Source organism: Sphingobacterium sp. 1.A.4, assembly GCF_002734245.1.
Taxonomy (GTDB): Bacteria; Bacteroidota; Bacteroidia; order Sphingobacteriales; family Sphingobacteriaceae; genus Sphingobacterium; species Sphingobacterium tenebrionis.
The window spans coordinates 1-26,972 of sequence record NZ_PEAZ01000064.1; the positions used below are offsets into that span (position 1 = coordinate 1).

A 26,972-nucleotide genomic window follows, 5' to 3' on the forward strand; every position below is an offset into this window, starting at 1 on the left:
ACATATCTGCAAGATGGGGATGGGCCAGGTCAGAAAGGTGCTGTACATGGCGGCAATATCCGCCATCAGGAGCAACACCGCCTGCAGCGGGCTTTATGGGAGGTTGATGGAAAAGGGAAAACCCTACAAGGTCGCAATCATAGCAGTGGTGAACAAACTGATCAAACAGGCATTCGCCATCGCAAAATCTGGAAAGGGCTACATCGCAAAAGCGGCCTAATCAGAATATTATTTGGAGAAAATTTAATTTATTATTTGGATATATACACAGTTCATTGCGAGGAACGAAGCAATCTTTACACTAATCGAAAGATTGCTTCGTCGTGCCTCCTCGCAATGACGCCAAAAAAGGCCTCCTCGCAATGACGAATTACGCAATGACGATTTTCAAAAAAAATCGCAATAAAAAAAGACTTGTCGTGGGCATGGTGACAAGTCTTTAATCAAAATTAGTTTATAATTGGATAGAATAATTTCTTTCAAAGTTTTAAGACATTCAGGTCTATCATTTTTTAGTTTCTTTGGGTGGTTATTAGTGTGAGTGTAAACTCACTTTTTATTTCTTTTCATCTCCCTTTACATCACAAACATAGGTCTTTAAAGACTTTACTGCAAATTGTTTTTTAAAAAAAAGTAAGTAGTTACTTAATTAATTTGGCTGTATTTTCCTTATTACTCCAAGATTGCTTTTTTCAGACAGGCTAAAATCCAAGCCATTTCTAACCAAACCACCGCCCCAAATTTGCATTAAAACCTTGCTAAAACGGAAAAGCTGTTAAAAATTGTTAAAATTTCCAGTCTAAAATCCAATTATGAAATAATTGTCAACAAAAATTTAAAAAAACATGAAGCTTCTGTAAAGAATTGAATAAACCCAGCCACATTCCAGCTACATTCCAACCACAACCCATCCCCAATCCCACAACAATTCAACAGATTTTGATTCCATATTGTAAATTCTACAGATATTGGTACTTTTGTTCGAGATACCGCACACATGAAAATTTGGCAAAAAAATATAGATGTTGATTCGTTTGTCGAGTCATTTACCGTAGGGCAGGACCGTGAAATGGATATGCACCTAGCAGGTGCAGATGTATTGGGTTCCCTTGCGCATACCCGAATGCTTAACAGCATCAACCTGATGACAGATGAGGACCTATCCCTGGTCCAAAAAGAACTAAAAAATATCTACCAAGAAATCCTGGATGGCAAATTCCAGATCGAAGATTCGGTCGAGGATGTGCATTCCCAAGTAGAAATGATGCTTACCCAACGGATTGGAGAAGCCGGCAAGAAAATCCATTCCGGGAGGTCAAGAAATGATCAGGTATTGGTGGATCTGAAATTATATTTCCGATCAGAGATCGAATCCATCTTTAAAAATACCGAAGCTCTTTTCCAGCAGCTTATCCAACTGAGCAATCAGCATAAGCAGGTATTGATGCCGGGTTATACCCACCTACAGATCGCCATGCCTTCTTCCTTTGGATTATGGTTCGGCGCTTATGCGGAAAGTTTGGTGGATGACCTTCATTTTTTAAAAGCAGCTTGGCATATCTGTAATAAGAATCCATTGGGATCTGCCGCAGGTTATGGGTCTTCTTTTCCATTGAACCGTACCATGACCACCAACTTATTGGGATTTGAAGATATCAACTACAATGTGGTTTATGCGCAGATGGGAAGAGGCAAGACCGAAAGGATCCTTGCCCAAGCGATGAGTTCCATTGCGGCTACATTGGCAAAGTTTGCCATGGATGTCACCTTGTTCATCAACCAGAACTTCGGTTTCATTTCTTTTCCGGCCCATTTGACGACCGGATCCAGCATCATGCCGCATAAGAAGAATCCCGATGTATTTGAATTGATCCGTTCCAGGTGCAATAAGATCCAGGCATTACCAAACGAAATTGCCATGATGACCAGCAATCTTCCGGTAGGTTATCACCGTGATCTGCAATTGCTGAAAGAAAACCTGTTTCCAGCATTCCAATCCCTTAATGACTGTTTGGCTATTGCGAAATACATGTTGGAGAATATCAGTATTAAAGATAATATCTTAGATGACCCTAAATACGATTACTTGTTCTCGGTAGAGGTTGTCAACAATGAGGTACTAAATGGTATCCCGTTCCGGGAAGCCTATAAAAACATAGGATTAGCGATTGAAGAAGGGAAATTCCAACCAGCGAAAGAGGTAAACCATACCCATGAGGGAAGTATAGGAAACCTTTGCAACGACCAGATCGAACGCATGTTCCAGCAGGTCAAAGCTGAGTTCGGATTCGAAAAGGTGGAGAAAGCGTTAAACGAATTATTGAGAAAGGAGGCTTAAGCCTCCTTTTTTATGCTGAATTTATATCGAATCTCACTCTGAAACACCTCTCCAGGTTTTAAAAGCACTGTCGGGAAACCTTTTTGGTTAGGACTGTCCGGATAATGCTGGGCCTCAAAACAAAAGCCCCCATACCTCAAATATTTATGTCCTGATTTTCCTAGGTCATCGGCCAGGAAATTTCCGGTATAGAATTGCAGGCCTGGCTCCGACGTAAATACCTCCATACAAATTCCACTGTCCTTCGAATAGGCATGCGCTACGGCTTGGCTTAACGGTTGTTTGTTCACAAAGCAATGGTCATAACCTGTCCCATTTATCAATTGTTCCTCTTTGGCTTCAAAATCCTGTGCGATGCTTTTTGGCTCCCTAAAATCAAAGGCCGTACCTTCCACCGGCATAACACCACCTTCCGGGATCTGTTGATTGTTGATCGGAACAAATTCATCCGAATTTATTTGAACGATATGGTTCAACACATCGCCATTACCTTCGCCATTTAGGTTGAAATAGGCATGGTTGGTCAAATTGATGATGGTGGTGGCATTTGTGGTCGCTCGAAACTTGATGATGATCTCATTCTCATTGCTCAGCTCATAGGATACCGAAGTCTTCAGTTCTCCCGGAAAACCTTCCTCACCATCGGCAGAGACATAATAGAAATCCACCAGTTTCTTAAAACTGACCTGCCTGTCCCATACTTTGGTATGAAAACCTTCCTTTCCGCCATGTAGACTGTTCGGGCCATTGTTCAGCGAGAGGGTGAATTCCTGATCATCAATACAGAACTTACCTGCTGCAATACGGTTGCAGAACCGACCGATCGTAGCCCCGTGATATTGTTCCTGGGCATTCACATAACCTTTTATACTGTCAAAACCCAAGACCACATCGATCAGGTTACCATACTTATCCGGTACCAATGCACTCACCAATCGGGCGCCATAATCCGTTAGGGCAATCTGCATCCCGGCCCGGTTTCTCAACGTGATCAGGTGGGTGTTCTTATTGTTTATCTTGTCTTCAAAATCCTTTGCTAAAGGTAGCGGGTAAGTCGTCATGTTATTCTCGGTTATCGTTTCTAAAGATAGCAAATATGCAACGCCTTAGCAACGAGAAAAGGCTTTAATATTTCTTCTGATTTTTGTAAATTGGTAAAAATCAAGTATATGAACAAACTCTACGCCTTATTCTTTCTGCTCAGTTTCCTATTGTTTCTCTTTTCCATGCTGGTGGTACCTGCCGACGCCATCGCTCGTATTCCCTTTCAAGGCGATCAATATGTTTTTCCCGAACGAAATATTGTTTGGGTTTTAGCCCTTACCGCCCTAGTATTTGCCTTGCTTTACCTTTTTACCTTTAAATTCCTGCAATCTTCCCGTTGGGGATATATGCATTTTATCTGTTTTACGTTCCTGTCCATCAACATCATCAGCTACTCCTTTCTCCAGCGGTATGCCATGGATAAAATATCCGAATTATTTACCGGTTCCATGGCGATCCTCCTATGGATGCAGCTCATCTATCCGATTAATCTGTTGATGGGTTTCTTCCGCCGAAAATCCAACTTTTAGGCCAAGCTCCCCTTTTAAAAACGTATATTTGCAATCCAAAATCCTAGATTAGAGATGAACTGGAAACAATTGATATCAGCAAAGAGGTGGGGATATGAAGATCGGGTGCCAAGTGAACAATTTGATGCACGATCGGAATTTCAACGGGATTATGACCGTTTGATTTTTTCCTCTCCTTTTAGACGTTTACAAAATAAAACACAGGTATTTCCATTGCCAGGCGCAGTGTTTGTCCACAACAGGTTGACCCATAGTTTGGAGGTTGCCTCGGTTGGTAGGTCATTGGGACGCTTGTTCTATAACCTGCTGAAAAAGAACAACCCTAATGTTGATGAAGAAGCGCCTTACCTTCAGGAGGTCGGCAATATTGTTTCTGCAGCCTGTCTATCCCACGATCTGGGAAATCCTGCATTCGGACATTCCGGCGAAGCCGCTATTTCTTCCTTTTTTACCGATGGTAAAGGGCAGAAATACCAGGAGATGCTAACGAAAGAACAATGGGCAGATATCACCCATTTTGAAGGGAATGCCAATGCCTTGCGCATCCTGACCCATCCATTTAATGGAAAGGATCCGAAAGGTTTTGCATTGACCTATACCAGCCTTGCGGCCATCGTAAAATATCCTTGTGCTGCCATTGATGGCCATATCAAAGGATCCCATCACCGTAAAAAGTACGGGTACTTCGATGCAGAAAAAGAAACCTTTGAAAAGATTGCCCAAGAGTTGGGACTTGAAAGAGATCCAGCCAATCCTCAAGGATACCTGAGGCATCCCTTGGTGTATTTGGTAGAAGCGGCGGATGATATCTGTTATAATATTATCGATCTGGAAGATGCCCATCACCTGAAGATATTGAGTTACGAAGAGGTAGAAGCCTTATTGTTACCTTTATGTGGGGGTGAAAACCTAAAGTCCCGTTTGGCAGATCTGGAAGATCCTTCCAGCAGGGTCGCACTTTTGCGCGCAAAAGCCATCAATACCTTGATCAATGCCTGCGCAGAGGTTTTTGTGGATAACCAAGACCAATTTCTGGCTGGAACTTTCCAAAAACCACTGATGGATGCATTGGATGAGGATATCGTCGCCCATATGAAAACAATTTCCCAGATTTCTGTTAAGAAAATATACAATGCTGCAACTGTGGTGCAGATTGAAATTGCCGGTTTCAAGGTAATGAATGCGCTATTGGAGGAATTCGTGCCGGCCTATCTGAAATCGAACAAATCTCTTTTCGATAAAAAATTGGTTGCCATGATCCCTTCCCAATTCCATAGTAAGGAGGAGGATACCTATTCCAAGATCCGATCCGTATTGGATTTTGTGTCCGGGATGACCGATGTGTATGCCGTAGATCTTTATAGGAAGATCAAGGGGATATCGATTGCCTCGCTGGATTAATTTGAGTATTTAGTAGATTGTATTTAGTATTTAGACAGATTACTTTATTAATTAGAAGATAAAGATGCGTACCGTTGTGATAGCAGAGAAACCCTCTGTGGCGAGGGATTTGGCCCGGGTTATGGGGGCAAAGGAAGTTAAGGATGGATATATCAGTGGAAATGGATATGCCTTTACCTATGCATTTGGGCATTTGGTTCAATTATGTACGCCGCAGGCTTATGGTTTTCACAATTGGTCGGTATCCAATCTGCCTATTATTCCTGAAAACTTTGCCTTAGAAGTGAAGAAGGTCCGTAAGGATGGGAAACAGGTGGATGATGCCGGAGCATTGAAACAGTTGAACACCATCAAATGGCTGATCGATCAAGCGGAAGAAATCATTGTGGCGACGGATGCGGGGCGAGAAGGGGAGCTGATCTTCCGGAACATCTACTATTACCTTCGATCAAATATTCCATTCAAACGTCTTTGGATCTCTTCGCAGACCGATAAGGCCATTAAAGAAGGTTTTGCCAACCTGAAGGACGGTTCCGAATACGATAGCCTTTACCAATCTGCCCGTTCTCGGTCAGAATCCGATTGGCTTATCGGTATCAATGCCACCCAAGCCCTTACTTTGGCTGCAGGAAATAAAGGCCTATTATCCTTAGGGCGGGTGCAAACACCGACCCTAGCGATGATCTGTGCCAGATACCTGGAGAATAAAGATTTTAAACCAACCGCATTCTACAAAATACAGGCGGGTTTTGAAAAAGATGGAATCTCCTTCAAAGCCACTAGCCAGAAAATCGATAAGAAGGAGGATGCCGAAGCCAGCGTAGCCAAGCTACAGGTGGGCATGGACGCCCAAGTAACGCATGTAGAGGCCAAGGAAACGAAGGAGCAACCGCCTTTATTGTTCGATCTTACCTCCCTTCAGCAGGATGCGAATAAGAAATATGGTTATTCAGCCGATCAGACGCTCAGTATCGCCCAAACACTATACGAAAAAAAGGTCATCACCTATCCGCGTACCGGATCCCGCTACATTGGCGAGGATGTGTTTGAAAAGATCGAAGAATTATTTCAACACCTGGCCGATACGGCGACAGAAAGCATTGCTGTGATCAGTAAAAACCTGATAGGAGCTAAGCTGAATAAACGATCGGTAGATGATAAGAAAGTCACCGACCACCATGCCCTGCTCGTTACGGATGAAAAACCTGCTCCTATGCCAATGGATCAGCAAAATATCTACAACATGATCGCTAAGCGGATGGTGGAGAGTTTTTCGGAGGTTTGTATCAAGGATATCACCACGGTAAACATTGATGCGGCCGGCATCGAATTGATCGCTAAAGGTACCGTAATCCGACAGTATGGCTGGCGCTTGTCTGCTGATCAGGTCGAAATCCCCGAAGATGATAAAAATAACGACGATCAGGATAATGAAAACGCGCAATTACCCAAACTTTCACCGGCAGAAATATTAGAAGTATTACAGATCGAACTCTCTGAACGTTTTACCAAGGCTAAGCCTATACATACAGAAGCTTCTCTGCTAAAGGCCATGGAAACCTCCGGAAAAGAGATCGAGGACGAGGAAATGCGTCAGGCAATGAAAGACTGTGGTTTGGGAACTCCTGCTACCCGCGCAGCCACCATTGAAACCCTGTTCCAACGGGACTACATCAAAAGGGACAAAAAGAAACTGATCCCTACCGAAAAGGGGTTGGCAGTTTACCAATTGGTCAAGGATCGCTCTATTGCTAAAGTAACCTTGACCGGAAAATGGGAACAGAAACTGGAGGAAATGCGTGCGAATAAGGTGAGCTATGAGGTGTTCATGAAACATATCAAGGACTATACGGAGAAGATCACCAAGGAATTATTGCAGCTGCGCATTGCCATTGCCCATGAAGAGTTGAAACCATTGCAGAAAGGGAAGATCAAATGCCCTAAATGTGCCAATGGTCAGATCCATCTGTTTGAGAAAGTTGCCCAATGCGATCATTATGCCCGAGGTTGTGATTTCAAGATCTGGCGTACGCTGAACGGTGTTTTCCTGGAAGAAAAGGAAATGAAGAATCTCCTGGAAAAAGGAAAAACATCGGTGCTTAAAGGCGTGAAAAACCAACAAGGACAGCTGCAGGACGCCGCTCTTCTGTTCGAGAACTTCAAAGTAAATATCGCTTAGTAAGCAAAATAATACAAGCTCTTTTCACTACCTTAGGGATATGGAGAAAATCTATGTCTTTTCTGGTTTGGGGGCAGACCGTCGGGTATTTGCCAAATTGGATCTTTCGGGTTTTGAAGTGGTTTATGTCGATTGGCTAAAGCCACGACCTTCCGAAGCTTTTGAAAGTTATGTGTTTCGTTTGGCCGACCATTATCAGATCCCCAAACAAGGAGCGCTCGTCCTTGGGCTTTCCTTTGGCGGCATGTGCGTTTCTGAATTGGCAAAATATTACGATTTCAAAAAAACGGTATTGATCTCTTCCGCCAAAACAAAGGATGAACTACCCAAACTATTGGGTATTTCCAAATGGCTTTCCCTCCATAAACTATTGCCCGAGGCCACAAGCAGTAAAGCATCCATGAAGGTGCTGACCTGGCTTTTTGGTGTCAAGGACGAAGCAGATCAGGAATTTTTCAAGGAAATCATTCAGGATACGGATCCGGAATTTCTGAAATGGGCCATCGATAAGATCGTTCATTGGGAGAATAAACAGGTTCCGGTGAACTGCTTACACCTGCATGGCGATAAGGACCATCTTCTTCCCATTCAACATGTGGATTACAGCATCCGGATAAAAGGAGGCGGGCATTTCATGGTCTGGAATAAAGCAGCCGAACTTTCCTTCCCAATCAAGAATTTTTTGAACTAGTATACATCATTTCCCTTACCTTTGCTGCCTATGGCGACAAAACTGTATAATCCGTTCTTGGATTTTAAATTTGACCCGAACACCTGTTTTTTATCCGGTAAAACCCTTAGCTCTGCAGATGAGCGGATCCAGGTTTTTCCGGTCTGGATGATGCAGGCTTTCCAATTGGAAGACCAACCCTTCAAGATGTTGGATGAAAGCATGCGTACCTATAAGCAATTGCAGCTGCCCTGCTCAGCAGAAGTTTCGAAGACCATTTCCCAACTGGAGAATAAAGTTCAAAAAGCTGCGGAGATCGGATATGAAGCTATGAAGGACCTTAGCCAATTGGAATTGTTCCAATGGATTTCAAAAATACTTTACGGCGTTGTGTTCAATGAGATCCAGGCAGGTATCAAACAGGCCGTACTTTCGGGCGAAGAAATGAACTTCTCCCAGGCGCTGGTCCAAAAATTCCGGAACCTGCATGCCATGTTGCAGTCCTTGATTGTTCCCATGGAATTTGAACATAAAAACCCTTTTACCATTGAAGTGTTTCCGGTAGATAATCCGGAGAATACCTTTATGTATAGGGATGAGATCAATACCTTGATCTTTTCCTTGCGTATGGGTGATTTTGGTTTGATCGCTACCTTACAGGATAATGGCACCCATGCCATCTATCATGAAGAAGCATTGGCAAAAATTAAAGGGGAAACCTTGCATCCTATTCAATTCGAGGAAATCTGTGCCCGGTATTTCTATTCGGCCTATCTGTTCAACCGCCTTCCGGAATATACGTATATGGAAGTTCCCGATAAGGTTTTTGTAGAGCCGATGCCTTTGAACGACTGGACGATGAAGCCTATTTTTGATAATTGGCAGGTGAAGACCTACGGACAGGTCCTGGAGAACTTTTGGAAGCCTTGGGGATTCACGCTGTTTGAGATCATCAAAAATCCGGATCAGCCAATGAGTTTTTTGACCGATGAAAACGGTGGATTTAAGAAAGATATTCAACTCCCTAAATAGAACAAAACCAGCTTATTGCTGGTTTTTTTGTATATTTATAATCATACTATGATTATGCGCTTGTTTTTTATCCCCATATTGGCTCTCCTCGTTACTTTTGCAACTGCCCAAGAACAGACAAAAGTGGATACCAGTATTGTAAAGGATGTGGATCGGATCCCGGAGTTTAATGGTGGTTCGCGGAATTGGCAGCAGTTCCTGACCAAGAACATCAATCTTCTGGATGCCATTGAAATGATGGATAGTACCCAATATGCCGATTTTGGTGCTAAACAAACGGCCATCATGGAGTTTACCGTCTGTGAGGATGGATCGGTCTGCGATGTGGATGTCATCAATAAAGATAAACTTAGTCCCGCCTTTGTGGATGAAACCCTCCGGGTGATGAAAAAATCACCTAAATGGAAGCCTGCCTTGAAAAATGATAAACCCGTAAGAACACGGTTTAGGCAACATATTACAGCCGTATTGATCGATGATCTATAATCTTCAGACAGCATTTTTTACCTAAGACCCAATTGATCCCTTACATTTCCAGCTTCAGGAACCTTCCTGTTTCGCTGTTCTTGTGTTTGATCAGGTCTTCCGGAGTTCCTTGGAACAATACCTTGCCACCTTCTTTGCCACCTTCAGGTCCCATATCGATCACCCAATCGGCCGCTTTGATCATGTCCATGTTGTGCTCAATGATCATCATGGTATTTCCACGGTCCACCAGCCTGTTGATCACCCCTAACAACACATTGACATCCTCAAAGTGTAATCCAGTTGTTGGTTCATCCAAAATGTAGAATGTTTTTCCGGTATCTTTTTTCGAAAGTTCGGTCGCTAGTTTTACCCGTTGTGCTTCCCCTCCGGAAAGGGTGGTAGAGGATTGCCCTAGTGTAATATAGCCTAATCCTACATCCTGCAGGGTCTTGATCTTCCGATAAATGGAAGGGATATTCTCAAAGAAAGTCACCGCTTCATCAATACTCATATCCAGAACATCAGAAATCGACTTTCCTCTATACCTCACCTCTAAGGTTTCTCGATTATAGCGCTTTCCATTACAGGTTTCACAAGGAACCTGAACATCCGGCAAGAAATTCATCTCGATGATCTTCATACCTGCTCCTTGGCAGGTTTCGCAACGCCCACCTTTTACATTGAAGGAGAATCTGCCGGGTTTATAGCCGCGGATTTTTGCTTCCGGAAGCTGTACATATAAAGCTCTTATATCTGAAAATACACCGGTATAGGTGGAAGGGTTGGATCGAGGCGTTCTTCCAATCGGTGATTGGTCGATCTCGATCACCTTATCCACATGTTCCAAGCCTTCGATCTTGCTGTAGGGAAGCGGTTTTGCTTTTGCCCTAAAGAAATGATGGTTCAGAATCGGATATAGGGTATTGGTGATGAGGCTGGATTTACCAGAACCCGATACACCCGTTACCAGCACCAATTTCCCCAAGGGGATATCGATGCTCACATTCTTCAGGTTATGCCCTTTAGCGCCTTTTAATGAAAGCGTATGGCCATTTCCTGCGCGTTTTTCTTTGTTATAATGAATCTGTTTTGTACCGTTCAGGTAATCCGTGGTTAGGGTATGCGCCTTCATTAATTCCTTTGGCGTTCCTTGTGCCACTACCTTACCACCGAATACACCGGCTGCTGGGCCCATGTCGATCACATAATCGGCATGCATGATCATATCCTTATCATGCTCCACAACGAGAACGGAATTGCCGATATCCCGAAGGTTTTTCAGGGCATTGATCAAGCGTTCATTATCGCGCTGATGGAGACCAATACTTGGCTCATCCAGGATATAAAGTACATTCACCAATTGGGAACCAATCTGGGTGGCCAAACGGATACGTTGGGCCTCCCCGCCGGAAAGGGTTTTCGAGCTGCGGTTCAAGGTCAAATAATTCAGACCTACATCCAATAGGAACCCGATACGGGTCTTGATTTCTTTGATGATCTCGGTTGCAATGATATTCTGGCGCTCAGAAAGTCTTTCTTCGATCCCATCGAACCAATGGAACAAGGCAACAATATCCATTTCTGCCAATTCCGCAATATTCTTTTGATCTACCTTGATATGCAGGGATTCTTTTTTTAATCTTGCGCCTTCGCATTCCGGACAGACTACTTGGGTTCTGAATTCCTCCAAGGATTGATTATCATCCTGGTATTTCCCGCTCATTTCTTCCAGCATCTTGAAAATACCCTGGAACTGCACATTATATTCCCTAGCACCGTATGAACCATAGGATACCGTAAGGTTCACCGGTTCTTCAGCACCGAAGAGAAGCATATCGATCGTATCTTCCTGTAATTTTTCGATGGCTGTTGTTAAGGAGAAGTCATATTTTTTAGCTACGGCCTTTAATACGGCAAAAGTCCAGGACTCTTTGGAAGGTCCCAATGGAACAATTGCCCCTTTTTGTATACTCAGGCTGCGATCCGGAATAACGATCTTCTTATCGATTTCATAGATGTAGCCCAAACCATCGCAACGCGGGCATGCGCCATAGGGGGAATTGAAGGAAAAGGTATTCGGTTGGGGTTCATCGTAGGAGATGCCCGATTCGGCGTCCATCAAATACCTACTGAAGAACTGTTCCTTATTTTCCTTATTGGCAATCTTGATAATCCCTTTTGCGGTTTTTAGAGCTTGTCCGATGCTGTCGAACAATCTTTTCCTGGAATTGACCTCCACCAAAATGCGGTCTACCACAATCTCGATATCGTGTATCTTATAGCGGTCCACCTGCATTTTAGGTGCGATATCCAAGATCTCTCCATCCACACGCACTTTGGTATAGCCTTGTTTGCGGATCTGTTCGAATAGTTCGCGGTAATGCCCTTTACGGCCTTTTACCACGGGCGCCAGGATATAGATCCCTTCGCCTTCAAATTCTTTTAGGATCCTATCGGTGATCTCATCATCCGACATGCGTTCCATCTTCTTGCCGGAAACGTAGGAAAAAGCTTCCCCGATACGGGCATAGAGCAGACGCAGGAAATCGTAGATTTCCGTGATGGTTCCAACGGTAGATCTCGGGTTCTTGGAGGTGGTCTTCTGCTCGATGGAGATCACGGGGCTCAGGCCCGAGATTTTGTCCACATCAGGTCGTTCCATACCACCAAGGAATTGGCGGCTATAGGCCGAGAAGGTCTCCATGTACCGGCGCTGACCTTCGGCATAGATCGTGTCAAATGCCAGGGAAGATTTTCCACTTCCGCTTAAGCCAGTTACGACTACCAGTTGGTTTCTAGGAAAAGATACGTCTATGTTTTTCAGATTATGAACTCGAGCTCCAAATACTTCTACCTCACTTTGGTCACCAAGATCAATTGTTTTTTGTTGGGCCATCAAACTAATTTTTGCAAATGCAAAGTTACTGATTTTTATTACCTTTAATTAACAAATTTGATATTTTGAAGAAGCTGGACGTAAGTAAGAATGAGCGGGAAATCATCGAAGATGCGCTTAAACATTGGGAAGATCAGGCCTTGTTGCCTGGAGAGAAAGTGGCAGAGCTGAAAGGCAATTTGGATGATAAGGGTTTTGAGTGGGGCGTACTTGCGCGATATGCCATGTGGATCGCTTTAGCGTCCTTAATCCTGGCGGTCGTCTCCATGTTTTCCGATAATTACCTGGAGACCTTGGTGCAGCAGTTCTACGACACCCCGAATGTGGTGTTCTGTCTGTTTTTTGCTGCCTTGGCGGTGATGTTCTACCTCTGGGGCTTCCGGAATAAAAAGAAATATCCGGATAAGACTTTTTCCAATGAGACCATGATGTTGGCCGGATCTTTTTCCACCGCCGCCAGTATCGGTTTCCTCGGGCAGATCCTTGACCGTACCGAAAACCACTATACGATTCTATTTTTGTTATCCATAGTCATCTATGCCGTCCTTTCGGTAAAACTGAGTTCCAAGTTGATCTGGGTATTTACCTTGGTGGCTTTGGGGATATGGTTCGCCACTGAGACGGCCTATCATAGCAATTGGGGCTTTAAATTCTGGGGAATGAATTATCCGTTGCGGTTTACCATTTTCGGAATATTGTTGACAGCTTTCGCCTACTTTATCCAACCGCGCATCAAGAAGTTGGTTTACTTTCAGTCCACCTCTTTTGTGGTAGGTCTTTTGTATACCATGATCGCCCTGTGGTTGCTTTCCATCTTCGGGAACTTCAGCGACTATGAACAATGGCTGAAGGTACGACAGTTCCAGATCTTTTATTGGGGATTATTGGGTATCGGTCTATCCCTCGCCTTGGCCATCTATGGCATGAAAACTAAGGACCATGCCGCCAGGGATATCGGTTTTGTATTCTTCATACTGAACCTATACACCCGTTTCGTGGAATACCTCTGGGATAACATCAACCGTACTATTTTCTTTCTCTTGATCGCTGTTTCCTTCTGGTTCGTTGGCCGTTGGGCAGAGAAGGTTTGGAAAGAAGGAAGATTATAGATTTTAGATGTTAGATGGTAGAGTATTGTGTGAAGAAAATTTTGGGTTATTTGCTTAATTTTTTAATTACTTAATTTTGAAATTACCTTTTATGATTGACAATCCACCTGTCTTATTTGGAATAGTAAATTCTATTAATCCTTCGCCTTTAGATCTGCTTGGATTGCCACTAGCATCAAAATTTGTAAAAGTGATATGACCAGTTCCATAATAGTCGGTCTTATAATCTTCCTTGTATCTAATTAATGGAAAATGTTTAAAAGTGGGGGATTCAGCACCTGAACCCTCCTCAAAAATCTCAACCCCATTCATTGGCTTTAATTCATACTTCTTATGTAAAACTACAGCATCGGTGATCGGTAGATATATGAGAACAGAAAATCCATCAGAATTTTTATTTCCCTTTTGATGCAAGTTTGCAGTAAAAAATAGGTGGTCTATTTTTTCTCCCAAATAACCTTCCGGGTAAGTATTATATTCCAACCTTGGACCATCCTTGGCTCCTGGAGGTAAAAATGCAGACTGCTCATCAATGAAAACTACACCATCTTTTGTCAATTCTACTTTGTTCCCATTCTTTAATGTGTCTCCATTTTTGTCGCATGAAAGGAACAGCATAGAAAGGATAGCGAAATAATAAATTGATTTCATAATTATTGGTTTTTGAATAATAACGTCATGAATGGGTTTGGCGCTACATCAATTATTATATGAAAAATCTGTACCTAGAAAGTGTTATCACTTTTGTTCTATAACTCTGTATTTAGGTATAAATTCTCTTTCCCATTTTTCTAACTTATTATTTTTGAACGTAAATAAATAAACTTCTTCATCATTTGGGAATCCTCTATATGATATTATTTCAAGCGTGTCTTGGTTGACAATTTCTTTTTTAGAAATAACATACTTTTTGCCTAATAGATCCGAAACTTGTTCAATGTTCATGCCCAATGAGAGCTTGTTCATATTTTGATTCTTCATATATGCCAGATTAGTGCTAATACAAGATGATAGAAATCCAACAAGTAAAAGGCTTACAGAAAGAAGGTAAGGTGAGATTTTTGTTTTGATCATAACTTAATTGTTAAAATGTATGGTATAGTCAATAATTTGATTTTTAAGCTTGTATGAACGTAGTTCATAATATATAGGTTCACCCATAAATGCTGAAAATTGTTGTTAATATCATGGTTTTTTTGCCTATTTGACTGCTTATTTTCGTACAGGTTTAATCCTTGTTTGGCACTCAGGTTTAAAATATTCAAATAACTATAAGCAATTTCAAAATTCATATTATTATTTAGATTGGTGGAAGGCACATATCCGTTATCAACACTGGGGCGTATAATAGTTGTATCGATCAAGTTTCATTGGAAAAGGATATTTGCAATATTAGGAATGGATAATAAAACAGATGTTATTATCCAAAATTTACAAAAAAATTATTTTTAATAACATCCCAAATAATAGAAAAAGAAGGTGACTTTTTAGACACCTCTATTGACTTTTCATTTCCTCTCCTTTAAAACACGGATTTTTTTAAATAACTTCTTTTAAAAATCCTGCCACATATTCTCCGGGTCGTATGGAACTCGATTTAGTCCTATATCGTCCCAAGATTTATACTTATAATTCCTGCTAATAGAAATATAGTAAGACCATCTCCAAAAACATAAGGGATTGATTTTATAAAGACGAAAGACTTGTTTGTCTGCATCGGAAGGATTTGTTTCTTCTATGAAACGATTTATTGACCAGTTAGTCAAATAAGGATCCTTAAATTCAAATGACTCCTCTCGTGTAAAGGATGCATTCGAATTAGAATATCTAAAAGGATCATTTCCATCTATCATCAATAAAATGTTCTTGTTGATTATTGGTAAGTTTACAATGATGACGACGATTGCTAGGGTTACAAAAATAAATTTCCATTTCATAGTTTGTTCTAATTGGTCTTGGATCAATTACGAGATTCCTCTCCGATTCCACTGGCTACAGCGTTTTTTGTTTGAGTCAAAGACTCGGACTATTGGATAGAAGCACTTTGAATTTTATGTTTGCCATAAAAAACCCCGCCATTTTTTAATGACGGGGTTATTTCTTTAAGACATCTTTTTTAGACAGCCCCTGCTATCCGACATACTTCTAATGTCTAATATCTATCATCTATAATCTAACTACAAATGTATCACTTCGCCATAAGCATCCGCTACGGCTTCCATGATAGCTTCACTCATGGTAGGGTGAGGGTGAACTGCTTTCAGCACCTCATGACCTGTGCTTTCCAATTTACGCGCAACAACCACTTCCGCGATCATTTCCGTCACATTGGCACCGATCAAATGTGCTCCTAAGAACTCACCATATTTAGCATCGAAGATCACTTTCACGAAACCATCTTTTGCACCAGCAGCCGAAGCCTTACCCGATGCCGAGAATGGGAATTTACCCACTTTGATATCATATCCAGCTTCTTTCGCTGCTTTTTCAGTAAATCCTACAGAAGCAATCTCTGGAGAACAGTACGTACATCCAGGGATATTGTTGTAATCGATTGGATCTACATGCATACCTTTGATTTTCTCTACACAAGTGATACCTTCTGCAGAAGCCACATGCGCCAAAGCTTGACCTTTCACGATATCACCGATCGCATAAACACCATCGATATTGGTTTTGTAGAAATCATCCACTACCACGCGGCCTTTATCGGTTTTAACACCAACTTCTTCTAATCCTAGGTTCTCAATATTTGGCGTGATACCAACTGCAGAAAGAACAATCTCCGCTTCGATAACCTCCGTACCTTTATCCGATTTGATGTTCACTTTGCATAGATCACCTTTGGTATCTACCGACTGAACTTCTGATTTGGTTAGGATGTTGATACCCGCTTTTTTCAAGGATTTTTCCAATTGTTTGGATACTTCCTCATCTTCCACAGGAACAATACGGTCCATGAATTCCACGATGGTCACTTTCGTACCGATCGCATTATAGAAATAGGCAAATTCAACACCGATAGCACCCGAACCTACAACCACCATAGATTTTGGCTGTTGTGGTAGGTTCATCGCTTGACGGTAACCTATGATTTTCTTTCCATCCTGCGGAAGATTAGGTAACTCTCTAGAACGAGCACCTGTTGCTAAGATCGTATGTTTTGCAGTGTATTCCTTGGTAGAACCATCCGCAGCCTTAACTTCAATCTTTCCGCCTTTTTTAATTTTTGCAGTACCCATGATCACATCGATCTTGTTCTTTTTCATCAAGAACTGGATCCCTTTACTCATGCCGTCTGCTACACCACGACTTCTTTTTACGATGGCACCGAAATCGGCTTCTCCGCCATTTACCTTAATACCATATTCTTCAGCATGGTTCAAGTATTCGAATACCTGAGCACTTTTTAACAATGCTTTTGTAGGAATACAGCCCCAGTTAAGACAGATTCCACCTAATGCGTCACGCTCGATAATGGCTGTTTTGAAACCCAATTGAGAGGCTCTGATGGCAGCTACATAACCGCCCGGTCCACTACCAATAACAATAATGTCGTAATTCATAAATATTAATTGTCGTTATGTTTGCAAATACAATTCTCAAAAGTACGCATTTTTTTATTTATATGTCATTTCGCAGTCAATCCTTTCCCTAGGATTTCGTTTAGAATCTCCTTTTGCCTTTCTTTGCGCTGACTAATAGAAATTTATATGTTACGTATCTTTCAACAGGTTGCTCTTTGGGAAGCAATCTCTACCATTATCCTTTTCTTTGTTGCGATGCCCCTGAAGTATTTTGCCGGAATCCCCGAAGCGGTTCGTGTCGCAGGTTCTATCCACGGTTTTCTAGTGGTCCTATTCGTGATCCTATTGCTGGCCTGTTGGCAGACCTACAATTGGAAATTTTCACGTGTCGTGAAGTATTTTGTCCTGAGTTTGATTCCGATCATCTCCTTCTGGGTAGAAAAGGATCTTAAAAAAGAAATTGCGGTTCAGAAGGCTGCTTAAGATTTTCTAATCCCTTTTCTTTTCATCACTTTCAATGCCCATATAGGCATACGTGATTTCTGTTTTTCCATGCGGAGTAGGATTGCCGTCTTTATCCAGGTTCACAAATACGAGCCTATCGATGGAAAGAATGGTCATCCTACTTATTTTATTTCTTACCACACAGCGCATGGTCAATGAGGTCCGTCCGAAATTGGTCGCTTCGATACCCAATTCGATGATATCGCCCTGTTTGGCAGCACTCTCAAAATTGATCTCCGAAATGTATTTCGTGACCACATGGGGGTTGCCCAATTGTACAATGGCGTAGATCACCGCCTCCTCATCGATCCATCTTAATAATGTCCCTCCAAATAAGGATCCATTGGGGTTTAAGTCTTCTGGTTTGACCCATTTTCTGGTATAAAAGTTCATGTTTGACTGGTCTTAAATTTACAGGTTAATATACATATTCTTTCTTAAACACTTGATTCGAGATAAATCTACGGTTTTAGCATACTGAAAGTAATATTTAAGTTCATAAAGGCACTTACACCTCACTTACACCTCACTTACACTCTACTTTCACTCCGAACCAAATAGGTAAAAAAAGCCCCCAAAAGCATAACCTTTGGGGGCAATATAAATGTTATAAATTTTGAATCTTAACTGCTTAAGCGTGGATCGCTCTGTTGGAAGTAGCTGCTAATGCGGCTTCTTTCAAGGCCTCTGTAAAAGTAGGGTGGGCATGACAGATTCTACCGATATCTTCTGCAGATGCACGGTACTCCATTGCTACGACTGCTTCAGCGATCATATCTGCCGCACGAGGGCCGATCATGTGAACACCTAATACCTCATCAGTATCCGCATCAGCCAAAACTTTGATGAAACCATCGGTATCACCAGAAGCTTTCGCACGTCCAGAAGCTTTGAAAGAGAAGCTTCCTGCTTTGTATTTTTTACCTTCTTCTTTTAATTGCTCTTCGGTTTTACCAACAGATGCTACCTCAGGCCATGTGTAAACAACACCTGGGATCAGGTTATAATCGATATGTGGTTTCTGACCAACGATGCGTTCAGCCACATAGATACCTTCATCTTCTGCCTTATGAGCCAGCATAGCTCCTTTAACCACATCACCGATCGCATAAACACCTTCCACTGAAGTTTCCAAATGCTCATTAACCGGGATTTTGTTTCCGCGTTCTTCCGGAGTGATGCCGATGTTTTCCAATCCTAGACCAGCCGTGTAAGCTGTTCTACCAACCGCAACGATACAGTAATCACCTTCGATCACTACGTTCTGTCCTTTGGCATCTTCAGCAGTAACCGTTACTTTTTTACCTTTAACGCTAGCGCCAGAAACTTTATGTCCCAATAGGAATTCCATGCCTAGGTTTTTCTTCAATACACGTTGAAGTTCTTTTCCTAAACCAGCATCCATCGTAGCGATGATCGATTTTGCATATTCCACAACAGTTACTTTTGAACCTAAACGGGCATATACCGAACCTAATTCCAAACCGATTACTCCACCACCGATCACGATCAGGTTTTTAGGAACTTCGGTAAGGTTCAAGGCTTCTGTAGACGTGATGATACGTTTTTTGTCAACAGGAAGGAAAGGTAATGCCGTAGGTTTAGAACCTGTTGCAATAATGATGTTCTTTCCTTTTATTTCTTCGGTTGAACCATCTTCTTTCGTGATTTTGATCGTGTTCTTGTCAACAAATGATCCCACACCTTGGAAGCTGTCGATTTTGTTTTTCTTGAATAGGTAGGTAATACCTGCAGTATTTTGAGCAATAACATCGTTCTTACGATCGATCATTTTTTTGATATCCAACTTCAGGTTGCTCAAGCTGATACCATGTTGTTCAAAATTATGAGCGGCATTGTGATAATGTTCTGAAGAGTCTAACAAGGCTTTCGAAGGAATACAGCCAACATTTAGACAAGTACCACCAAAAGTGCTGTATTTTTCAATTACGGCTGTTTTTAAGCCTAATTGTGCACAACGGATAGCGGCAACATAACCACCAGGACCACTACCGATTACGATTACGTCGTATTGCATAGAATATGTGTTTGATTATCCTGCAAATTTAATATTTAAATGTCTATTAAGCGAAGCAATTTTAATAAATTGAAGCTCAAACGTATGCATATAATACAAGAAGGGAGCCTTTTTATCAAAGACTCCCTTCTGCTTGTTTTTTTTGAAAAGGTTCTGCGATTATTCCGCTACGATTTTACCTTTCATGATACCGAAGTGGCCTGGGAAACTACAGATATAATCGTATACACCTTTCTCAAGGGTAACGGTGATTTTATCTTGTTCGCCTGGTCCTAATAATTTCGTGTGTGCCACGATGGAAGATAACGCAGATTTAGGGATATATTCACTATCCGCAGCCTGTGAAGCTTCGCCTCCGAAAGTAGTTACATCTACGCCTGGTTTCAAGATCACCAAGTTATGGCCCATAGCCTCTTTTGGTTGAGAACCTACATTTTTCAAGGTCAATTCTACTGGCTCACCAGCTTTAACACGAATCAAATTGATATTGAATTGCATTTGGTCATTACCTTCTACGGTCCATTGATTGGAAAGTGTTACGTTTTCAATTCCAGGAACGGTAGTTTCTGCAGGAGTAGCTTCAGTTGTAGTTGAGGTTTCGGTTGAAGCTGTGTTGTCTTCTTTTTTCTCACTGTTCCCAGCACATGATGCCAATCCCATCGCTAACGCTAAAGCAGGAACAAAAAATAATTTCTTCATAGCTAATTGTTATATATTTTATACGAATTTACTATTAATAATTCATTTTAAAGAGCTAAACCCTTTTTAGGGTGTCATATTCATGTTTTTATTTTTGGTGGTCACGGCGATAATTTTTTGATACAACTCAATGGGGTCAAAAGGTTTGCCGATCACGCCATCAGCACCGGCCCTGAAAGCGGCTGCCTGTTCATGTTCGAGTACGGAAGCGGAGATCGTAATGATCGAGATTCCGTGTTTCTCAGGGATGCGGTGGTTCTTGATTTCTTTGATCGCCTCAAAGCCGCTCATGATCGGCATGTGCGTATCCATAAGAATCAGGTCAAAATGCTGTTGTTCCACTTTTTCAACGGCCAATTGTCCGTTTTTCACGATATCCACCTCACAGTTCCAGCTCCTCAGCATATGCGCCAACATAAAACTGTTCAGCTCATTATCTTCCGCCACCAATACCTTCAGGTTGTCGAATTTCGGAAAACTGTTATAAGTAGGAACATCCTTGCTACTATCTTCAATTTTATGGTTGGAAGCTTCAAACCAGCCTTCGAAATGAAATTCCGAGCCTTCACCATAAACACTGCTTGCGCCTATGTTTCCGTTCAGCAGGTTTGCCAAGCGTTTTACAATCGCCAAGCCTAAACCAGTCCCACCGAATTTTTTGGTGATTCCATCGTCTGCCTGCTCGAAGGCCATAAAGATCTTATCGACCGAATCCTCTTTGATACCGATTCCGGTATCTGCTACGGTAAACCGTAATCGGTAGTTCTGGTTTTTCTGCTCTTGAACTTGAACCCTCAATTCGATCTTTCCTTTTTCCGTAAACTTCAGACTGTTCGAAATAAAATTGCTGATGATCTGTTGCAATCGTAAAGAGTCATAGCGAATGAATTGGGGTATTTTTTCATCGGCAACAATAGAAAAATCCAGGTGTTTATGGTTCGCCTTGATCTTGAAAATGCGATCTATATCCTCGATCATCTTGGTTAGACTGAAATCTTCGAATTCAATCTTCAGCATGCCGGAATCGATCTTGGAAAGGTCTAAGATATCGTTGATGATGAGTAGGAGCGATTGGGAGGCATTGTCCAACCTTTTCAACCAATCGCGTTGTTCAGCCGTTAATTCCGAACTCTTGAACATGTGCATGATCCCCATGATGCCATTGATGGGCGTTCGGATTTCATGACTCATATTGGCCAAAAAGATCTCCTTTGATTTTCTTGCCTGAACCGCTTCTTCTTTTGTTTTCAGCAATTCAATCCTGGACTCTTCCAATTCTTTGTTCTTCAGTTTCAGTTCCTGTTGGATCAGGATCTGTTGAACAAAGGATTTTACTTTTGCAATGGTTATTTCCGGATTCAAAGGCTTGTAGAGGTAATCTACCGCGCCACTTTCCAATCCTTTCAGCAGGTATTTATCCTCCTTGGAAATCGCTGTGACCATGATGGCCATAATATGGCTCGTCTTGGGGTTCGATTTCAATAAGGAGACAAATTCAAAACCATTGATCTCAGGCATCTGAACATCCACTAGTGCAATGGAAATATCATCCTTCCAACAGATTTTGAGCGCCTCGTTGGGGTCGGTGGAACTGATGATATTTACATGTTCAACATCCTGCAATAACGCATGTAAGCTAATGATATTTTCTTCTTTATCGTCTAATATCAAAATGTTGATTGGTTTCATGTCTTTATGATGAAATTGAATTAAAATAGTTTACTATTTCTTCGTTTGATAATACTTTTACATTTTCGGAACTGGCGATGCCACCTTTGGGCATGGTGTCTATGACTGCCTCTGAAGGGTCCTGGACATAACAGGTTGCTCCGGCATCCAGCAAAGCCTTGAATCCATTTGCGCCGTCATTGTTAGCCCCGGACAACAAAAATCCAATGGCCTTTGGTCCATAGACCTCTGCTACGGATTCAAAGAAAACATCAATGGAAGGCCTGGAGAACTGCACAGGTTCCGAAACATCCAATGAAAAATAATGATCCGGTTCTACCAGGGTATGATAACCTGGGGGTGCAAAATAAATGCAGTTTGCCAGTATCGGATATTTATCTTTTATCGAAATCACCTCCCTGTTCAATCGCTTGGACAAGCTCGATTCGATCTTTGTTTCGTATTTGGAATTTCTATGCAACACGATGACAATGGCCGCGGCAAACGTGGCTGGAAGATGGTCAAGTATGTCCACGATCAGCTCATAGGCTCCTGCGGATCCCCCAATGACAATGATATGATTGGCGAATGATTCCATCTTACTTGATCTTTTGATAAATGTTAAATTCCTTGTCGACCACTTTAAAATTCTCCATCACCGGATGGCGAAGGATGGTTTCCTTGGTGCCGAGACACAGGAAGCCAAATAAAGCCAATGATTCGTAGAACAGGTTGATCACTTTTTCCTGGAGTTTCAGATCAAAATAGATCAACACGTTCCTGCAGGTGATCAGTTGAAATTCATTGAACACCTGATCACTTGCCAGGTTATGGGTTGAGAAAAGGATGTTCTTGCGAAGGTCATGGTTGATGATCGCGGCATCGTAGCGTGCGGTATAATAATTGGAAAGGCTTTCTTTCGAGTTATACGCATTGAAATTGTCCGAATATTCCTTGAATTTCTTCAAGGGGTAAATGCCTTTTTTGGCGACGTCCAATACCTTGCTATTGATGTCTGTTCCATAAATGAACGAGCGATCATAAAGGTTGTTTTCTTTTAATAAGATGGCCAAGGAGTAGACTTCCTCTCCGGTTGAACAGCCAGCGCTCCAGATTTTGATACGCGGAAATGTCTGCAGGTAGGGCAGGATCTCTGAGGCTAATCTGTTGAAGAAGCCAGGGTCTCGGAACATTTCCGTCACATTGACCGTGACTTCCTGGATGAAGAATTGTTGAAACCCGGGAATGTTGATGACCGCATTTTTGAGGTCCACAAAATCCAGGGCTTCCAGGTTCATGATCCGTTGTATCCTCCTTTTGAGGGAAGAACGGGTGTATCCCGACAGATCGAAATCGGATACATTTTTCAATAAGAAAATCAGCTCCTCAATCTCCGGAAAACTGATGTCATAAGAGTTCCTTAACTCAGCCATACTTGCATCAATGATACCAAACGATCCAAATCGATCGGTTTACTCACATAATCATTCGCCCCCAATTCAATCGATTTTTCTCGATCACCTTTCATCGCTTTAGCAGTAACTGCAATAATGGGTAAATTATTGTGTTTTTTATTTTTTCTTATTTCCTGAATGGCCTCATAACCGTCCATTTCCGGCATCATAATGTCCATCAGGACAATATCAATCTGCTTATCTGGATTCTCTACCGCCTGCACGGCCTCCAGGCCGTTGTTCGCTATTTCAATCTTCATCTTGTACTGTTGTAGCGAAGAGGTCAAAGCGAAAACATTCCGCATATCATCATCCGCAATGAGAACCGTCTTGTTTTCCAATACACTTGTTCCATAAGATTCTGATGATACCAGTTTTTCGGGGTTCTTAATCGGATTGTAGGCTGGTGTCGATAGTTTATTCAGAAACAGGTTAACCTCATCAATCAATCTATTGTTTGATTTACTGGATTTCAACACCATCGATTGGGTATGCCTAAGGATCTTCTCCGTTTGTTCTGCACTCAGGTCGTATGCCGTATTGATGATCACCGGTAATTTCTCGTACTTCGGATTTGATTTGATTCGATCCAGCATTTCCAGACCACTACCATCTGGTAGTTTAACATCCAAGATGATGCAATCCAGGTTCTCTTCCTCTTCCAGTTTTTTCATGCCGGATTCGATCGTAAAGGCTTGGATCACATTGATGTTTTGTTCAGCAAATGCCTTTTTGATCAGGTCGCTCTGGAATTCCTGGTCTTCGATCAACAGGATCTTTTTAAGTTCCTTATTGATATTTAGATGGATGGTTTCAAATGCCAAGGCTATACTTTCCTCGTTCACCGGTTTTGGCATAAACCCAATGGCTCCAGATTCCAGGAAGTCTTTCTTATCGAAATTCGCTGCCGACATCATGTGGATCGGGATATGCTTGGTGGTTTTATCGTTCTTCAAGGTTTTTAGTACTTCCCATCCATCTGCCAAAGGTAACATGACATCCAAAATGATGGCATCAGGCTGTTTCTGCTTGGCCATTTGAATTCCGGCAACACCGTCATACGCATTCAAGGTGTCGAAGCCATATTCTTCTGAAAAGCTTTTTAATATATCCGCAAAATTGATGTCATCCTCAATGATCAGGATGCTCTTTGTTTGACGGTTTTTTGGAAGTTCCATCTTTGCATCCTCCGATCCTTGGCGAATATTCTCTTGCTTCGCTGTTGCTTTTGTTTCCTGGCTAGAGCTTTCTTTGCTGTCTTCTTTTGTAGGAGCAGGCATTTCTTCTTTATTGATCTCCGGTATGTAAGGGATGATCAGACTAAAGGTACTACCATGTCCAATCTCACTCTCGAGAGTGATCCTCCCATTAAGTAGGGAAGAGATTTCTCTGGAAATGGACAGGCCAAGACCGGTTCCTCCATATTTTCTACTGGTGGAGCCGTCCTCTTGTCGGAAAGCTTCAAATATGAGGGATTGTTTTTCTGGTGATATACCTATACCGGAATCCTTTACAGCGAACTGGACGTTTCCACTTTGTTGGAAGATTTTTAGGGTAATGCTTCCTGATTTTTCCGTGAATTTGAAAGCATTAGAAAGGAAATTTTTAAGGACCTGTTCCAATCTGTATTCATCGGTAACAAACTGTTTAGGTGCTTGTTCAATGTCTATCTGGAAGTTGATGGATTTTTCTTTTGCCAATTCCTTGAACAGGGATTCCATATTGCTGCTGAAATCCTGGATGCGGATCAGATCTTTCTGCATCTCCACTTTACCGGATTCTATCTTCGCCAGGTCAAGCAATTCATTGATCAGCTGTAGAAGATCAGAGCCGGCATTATGGATCACCGAGGCATATTTCACCTGTTCGGTATTCAAGTTTTCTAGTTTATTATCCTGAAGGAGTTTCGCCAGGATGAGTATACTGTTCAAAGGTGTCCGCAGTTCGTGGCTCATGTTGGCCATGAATTCAGATTTGTACTTACTGGCCAATTCCACTTCCACGATCTTCTGTTCCACAATATTGTGAGCTTCATTCAACTCCAGGTTCCTTCTTTCCAATTCTGCGGCTTTAACATTTAGTTCCTTGTTCGCTTGGGAAAGTTCTTCCTGCTGTACGCGGAGTTCCTCTTCCGAGGCTTCTAAAAGATTGGTTTTATAGACCAGCTCTTCATTGGTAATACGGAGTTCTTCTTGCTGTGCCTCCAGTTCTTCGGTCTGTCTTTGGGTTTCCGAAAGCAGCTCTTCGACTAAGGCATGGTTCTGGCGTGATTGAAGGGCAGAACCGATGGATCTTGACGTACGGGTCAGGTAATTAAGGATGCTCTCCACTCTGTTTTTAGGGAAAGAGCCTATAATTTCTATAATACCTATACAATAATCCTCATATACGATAGGAAACAAGATAGCATCTGCATCCATGTTCTTGATGGTCCCAGTTTGGATATTGGTTTTAGAGATATCTTGAACCGGGATGATCTGATGTTTCTTGTTGGCTGCCACTGCGCCCAGGATGCCCTCATCCAGGATAAAGTTTTGAATGGTTTCCTTGTTATGTAAACCGATCGAGCTTTTTAAGATAAACTCATAGGAATCAGTTTTCCGGACATAGAACGCGGCTGCAAAGAAATCAAGGACTTCCGACATACCGTTGAGGGCGGTTTGGGCAATGGCTTTTTCACTTGGGAGGCCATTGATCTGGTTATGGATTTTGGAAGAATTCTGAAGTACCCAGTTCACGTCTTCCAATTGTTCGGCTGTTTTTAACAGGTTCTGGTTCAGTTCCCTTTCCTTATTACCCGTTTTTCGCAGGTGAGCTAAGATACGCATGGTTTGTACCACCACAAAAAGCACCACGATCAACGAAAATAGACCCAGAATGATGGTGATATACCTGGAGGTAGTCAATTCATCATTACGTTTCTTGATTTTTTCTTTCCGAAACTCGATGATCTCATTGGTCAATTTATTGCTTGTTTCTACAATCCTTGCCTGCTGATCGGCAATTTTCAATAGCATATCGGCCTGGATGTTCGAAGCATTAATGTTATTGAGGGCAAAAAGCTCTTGCGATAAGGCTCGAGCATCCTGTGTGGCATCCAATTTTCGATCTATCAATTCGTTCGGTGTATCCAAAACCAATAGGCTTTTTTGAATGGCATTCCTCAATTGATCCTCAACAAGAGGATCGGTGTTTTTTTCAAGGTTTTTATATTTTGAGAATTTCTGGATATTGACTTCCCAATCCTGGATGGCATTGAACTTCTCTTGGGACAAGGCCATATAGTTATTTACCGTATCGCTGTATCTGCTCTGGCTTGCCAGAAAATACCAAAAAGAGAAGATGATTATGACATATGCTATAATAATACTAGCAATAAATTGCCATCTTAAGAAGCTGAGTTTGTTCATGTTCT

21 protein-coding genes and 1 pseudogene are annotated in these 26,972 nt (G+C 42.0%); 10 read left to right on the forward strand and 12 right to left on the reverse strand.

Features of this window, described 5'->3' with window-relative positions; genetic code table 11:
* Positions 1-220: pseudogene (locus tag CRJ00_RS11185) on the forward strand (IS110 family transposase); the annotation flags it as partial.
* A gap of 777 nt (positions 221-997) precedes the next feature.
* Positions 998-2,338 carry an argininosuccinate lyase gene (gene argH, locus CRJ00_RS11190; RefSeq protein ID WP_099366961.1) on the forward strand — a complete coding sequence of 447 codons (1,341 nt, stop codon included), beginning with the start codon at positions 998-1,000 and terminating at the stop codon, positions 2,336-2,338.
* Here the strand turns inward: argH and CRJ00_RS11195 are convergent.
* Positions 2,335-3,432, reverse strand: coding sequence for an aldose epimerase family protein (locus tag CRJ00_RS11195; protein WP_257213763.1), 1,098 nt, complete (start codon positions 3,430-3,432; stop codon positions 2,335-2,337). The two genes, argH and CRJ00_RS11195, sit on opposite strands and share 4 nt — an antisense overlap.
* 75 nt (positions 3,433-3,507) lie before the next feature.
* Here CRJ00_RS11195 and CRJ00_RS11200 point away from each other — a divergent pair, with 75 nt between their 5' ends.
* The 6 genes from CRJ00_RS11200 to CRJ00_RS11225 all read left to right on the forward strand — a co-directional run bounded on the left by CRJ00_RS11200 (position 3,508) and on the right by CRJ00_RS11225 (position 9,680).
* The gene (locus CRJ00_RS11200; protein WP_099366963.1) at positions 3,508-3,912 is read left to right on the forward strand and encodes a hypothetical protein; all 405 of its coding nucleotides are present in this window, start codon (positions 3,508-3,510) and stop codon (positions 3,910-3,912) included.
* A gap of 54 nt (positions 3,913-3,966) precedes the next feature.
* Positions 3,967-5,313 (forward strand): deoxyguanosinetriphosphate triphosphohydrolase, encoded by a 1,347-nt coding sequence (locus CRJ00_RS11205; RefSeq protein WP_099366964.1) that lies wholly within the window; start codon positions 3,967-3,969, stop codon positions 5,311-5,313.
* A 64-nt stretch (positions 5,314-5,377) separates the two neighbouring features.
* On the forward strand, positions 5,378-7,492 hold the full coding sequence (locus CRJ00_RS11210; RefSeq protein ID WP_099366965.1) for a type IA DNA topoisomerase: 2,115 nt from the start codon (positions 5,378-5,380) through the stop codon (positions 7,490-7,492).
* 40 nt (positions 7,493-7,532) lie between these two features.
* Positions 7,533-8,183: an alpha/beta fold hydrolase gene (locus tag CRJ00_RS11215; RefSeq protein ID WP_099366966.1), complete on the forward strand. Its 651-nt coding sequence runs from the start codon at positions 7,533-7,535 to the stop codon at positions 8,181-8,183.
* Between the two features lie 30 nt (positions 8,184-8,213).
* Complete coding sequence (locus tag CRJ00_RS11220) at positions 8,214-9,194, forward strand: hypothetical protein (RefSeq protein WP_099366967.1); 981 nt, start codon at positions 8,214-8,216, stop codon at positions 9,192-9,194.
* Positions 9,195-9,248: 54 nt separating this feature from the next.
* The gene (locus CRJ00_RS11225; RefSeq protein ID WP_167554214.1) at positions 9,249-9,680 is read left to right on the forward strand and encodes an energy transducer TonB; all 432 of its coding nucleotides are present in this window, start codon (positions 9,249-9,251) and stop codon (positions 9,678-9,680) included.
* A 40-nt stretch (positions 9,681-9,720) separates the two neighbouring features.
* Here the strand turns inward: CRJ00_RS11225 and uvrA are convergent, their stop codons facing one another.
* Entirely contained in the window at positions 9,721-12,558 is a 2,838-nt protein-coding gene (gene uvrA / locus CRJ00_RS11230) for an excinuclease ABC subunit UvrA (RefSeq protein WP_099366969.1), read from the reverse strand.
* Positions 12,559-12,623: 65 nt separating this feature from the next.
* On the opposite strand from uvrA, the gene CRJ00_RS11235 reads away from it, so the two are divergent.
* Complete coding sequence (locus CRJ00_RS11235; protein ID WP_099366970.1) at positions 12,624-13,667, forward strand: DUF2157 domain-containing protein; 1,044 nt, start codon at positions 12,624-12,626, stop codon at positions 13,665-13,667.
* A 66-nt stretch (positions 13,668-13,733) separates the two neighbouring features.
* Here CRJ00_RS11235 and CRJ00_RS11240 read toward each other — a convergent pair whose 3' ends face one another.
* The 3 genes from CRJ00_RS11240 to lpdA (CRJ00_RS11260) all read right to left on the reverse strand — a co-directional run bounded on the left by CRJ00_RS11240 (position 13,734) and on the right by lpdA (CRJ00_RS11260) (position 17,233).
* Complete coding sequence (locus CRJ00_RS11240; RefSeq protein ID WP_144038145.1) at positions 13,734-14,318, reverse strand: hypothetical protein; 585 nt, start codon at positions 14,316-14,318, stop codon at positions 13,734-13,736.
* Between the two features lie 87 nt (positions 14,319-14,405).
* Positions 14,406-14,741, reverse strand: a complete 336-nt coding sequence (locus tag CRJ00_RS11245) for a hypothetical protein (RefSeq protein WP_099366972.1) — start codon at positions 14,739-14,741, stop codon at positions 14,406-14,408.
* Positions 14,742-15,844: 1,103 nt separating this feature from the next.
* A complete protein-coding gene (lpdA, locus tag CRJ00_RS11260; protein WP_099366975.1) occupies positions 15,845-17,233 on the reverse strand; it encodes a dihydrolipoyl dehydrogenase in 1,389 nt (462 codons plus the stop codon).
* A gap of 147 nt (positions 17,234-17,380) precedes the next feature.
* On the opposite strand from lpdA (CRJ00_RS11260), the gene CRJ00_RS11265 reads away from it, so the two are divergent.
* A complete protein-coding gene (locus CRJ00_RS11265; RefSeq protein ID WP_099366976.1) occupies positions 17,381-17,677 on the forward strand; it encodes a DUF3817 domain-containing protein in 297 nt (98 codons plus the stop codon).
* Between the two features lie 6 nt (positions 17,678-17,683).
* Here CRJ00_RS11265 and CRJ00_RS11270 read toward each other — a convergent pair whose 3' ends face one another.
* The 7 genes from CRJ00_RS11270 to CRJ00_RS11300 all read right to left on the reverse strand — a co-directional run bounded on the left by CRJ00_RS11270 (position 17,684) and on the right by CRJ00_RS11300 (position 26,967).
* Entirely contained in the window at positions 17,684-18,091 is a 408-nt protein-coding gene (locus CRJ00_RS11270; RefSeq protein WP_099366977.1) for an acyl-CoA thioesterase, read from the reverse strand.
* 238 nt (positions 18,092-18,329) lie between these two features.
* Positions 18,330-19,736 carry a dihydrolipoyl dehydrogenase gene (gene lpdA / locus CRJ00_RS11275; RefSeq protein ID WP_099366978.1) on the reverse strand — a complete coding sequence of 469 codons (1,407 nt, stop codon included), beginning with the start codon at positions 19,734-19,736 and terminating at the stop codon, positions 18,330-18,332.
* A gap of 159 nt (positions 19,737-19,895) precedes the next feature.
* Entirely contained in the window at positions 19,896-20,435 is a 540-nt protein-coding gene (locus CRJ00_RS11280; RefSeq protein WP_099366979.1) for an azurin, read from the reverse strand.
* Positions 20,436-20,501: 66 nt separating this feature from the next.
* Positions 20,502-22,124, reverse strand: a complete 1,623-nt coding sequence (locus CRJ00_RS11285) for a response regulator (protein WP_099366980.1) — start codon at positions 22,122-22,124, stop codon at positions 20,502-20,504.
* A 4-nt stretch (positions 22,125-22,128) separates the two neighbouring features.
* Positions 22,129-22,701 (reverse strand): chemotaxis protein CheB, encoded by a 573-nt coding sequence (locus CRJ00_RS11290; RefSeq protein WP_099366981.1) that lies wholly within the window; start codon positions 22,699-22,701, stop codon positions 22,129-22,131.
* A gap of 1 nt (position 22,702) precedes the next feature.
* Positions 22,703-23,536, reverse strand: coding sequence for a CheR family methyltransferase (locus CRJ00_RS11295; protein ID WP_099366982.1), 834 nt, complete (start codon positions 23,534-23,536; stop codon positions 22,703-22,705).
* Entirely contained in the window at positions 23,524-26,967 is a 3,444-nt protein-coding gene (locus tag CRJ00_RS11300) for a response regulator (RefSeq protein ID WP_099366983.1), read from the reverse strand. Before CRJ00_RS11300 ends, CRJ00_RS11295 begins: the two co-directional genes overlap by 13 nt.
* Between the last annotated feature and the right edge of the window lie 5 nt (positions 26,968-26,972).

Excerpts from the sequence above, each read along its gene's own strand:
- CRJ00_RS11210 (WP_099366965.1), top strand. The coding sequence starts at position 5,378 with ATGCGTACCGTTGTGATAGCAGAGAAACCCTCTGTGGCGAGGGATTTG.
- argH (WP_099366961.1), top strand. The coding sequence starts at position 998 with ATGAAAATTTGGCAAAAAAATATAGATGTTGATTCGTTTGTCGAGTCA.
- CRJ00_RS11225 (WP_167554214.1), top strand. The coding sequence starts at position 9,249 with ATGCGCTTGTTTTTTATCCCCATATTGGCTCTCCTCGTTACTTTTGCA.
- CRJ00_RS11240 (WP_144038145.1), bottom strand. The coding sequence starts at position 14,318 with ATGAAATCAATTTATTATTTCGCTATCCTTTCTATGCTGTTCCTTTCA.
- CRJ00_RS11245 (WP_099366972.1), bottom strand. The coding sequence starts at position 14,741 with ATGATCAAAACAAAAATCTCACCTTACCTTCTTTCTGTAAGCCTTTTA.
- CRJ00_RS11295 (WP_099366982.1), bottom strand. The coding sequence starts at position 23,536 with ATGGCTGAGTTAAGGAACTCTTATGACATCAGTTTTCCGGAGATTGAG.
- CRJ00_RS11280 (WP_099366979.1), bottom strand. The coding sequence starts at position 20,435 with ATGAAGAAATTATTTTTTGTTCCTGCTTTAGCGTTAGCGATGGGATTG.
- CRJ00_RS11205 (WP_099366964.1), top strand. The coding sequence starts at position 3,967 with ATGAACTGGAAACAATTGATATCAGCAAAGAGGTGGGGATATGAAGAT.
- CRJ00_RS11290 (WP_099366981.1), bottom strand. The coding sequence starts at position 22,701 with ATGGAATCATTCGCCAATCATATCATTGTCATTGGGGGATCCGCAGGA.
- CRJ00_RS11285 (WP_099366980.1), bottom strand. The coding sequence starts at position 22,124 with ATGAAACCAATCAACATTTTGATATTAGACGATAAAGAAGAAAATATC.
- CRJ00_RS11300 (WP_099366983.1), bottom strand. The coding sequence starts at position 26,967 with ATGAACAAACTCAGCTTCTTAAGATGGCAATTTATTGCTAGTATTATT.
- lpdA (WP_099366978.1), bottom strand. The coding sequence starts at position 19,736 with ATGCAATACGACGTAATCGTAATCGGTAGTGGTCCTGGTGGTTATGTT.
- CRJ00_RS11215 (WP_099366966.1), top strand. The coding sequence starts at position 7,533 with ATGGAGAAAATCTATGTCTTTTCTGGTTTGGGGGCAGACCGTCGGGTA.
- uvrA (WP_099366969.1), bottom strand. The coding sequence starts at position 12,558 with ATGGCCCAACAAAAAACAATTGATCTTGGTGACCAAAGTGAGGTAGAA.
- CRJ00_RS11270 (WP_099366977.1), bottom strand. The coding sequence starts at position 18,091 with ATGAACTTTTATACCAGAAAATGGGTCAAACCAGAAGACTTAAACCCC.
- CRJ00_RS11220 (WP_099366967.1), top strand. The coding sequence starts at position 8,214 with ATGGCGACAAAACTGTATAATCCGTTCTTGGATTTTAAATTTGACCCG.
- CRJ00_RS11265 (WP_099366976.1), top strand. The coding sequence starts at position 17,381 with ATGTTACGTATCTTTCAACAGGTTGCTCTTTGGGAAGCAATCTCTACC.
- CRJ00_RS11200 (WP_099366963.1), top strand. The coding sequence starts at position 3,508 with ATGAACAAACTCTACGCCTTATTCTTTCTGCTCAGTTTCCTATTGTTT.
- lpdA (WP_099366975.1), bottom strand. The coding sequence starts at position 17,233 with ATGAATTACGACATTATTGTTATTGGTAGTGGACCGGGCGGTTATGTA.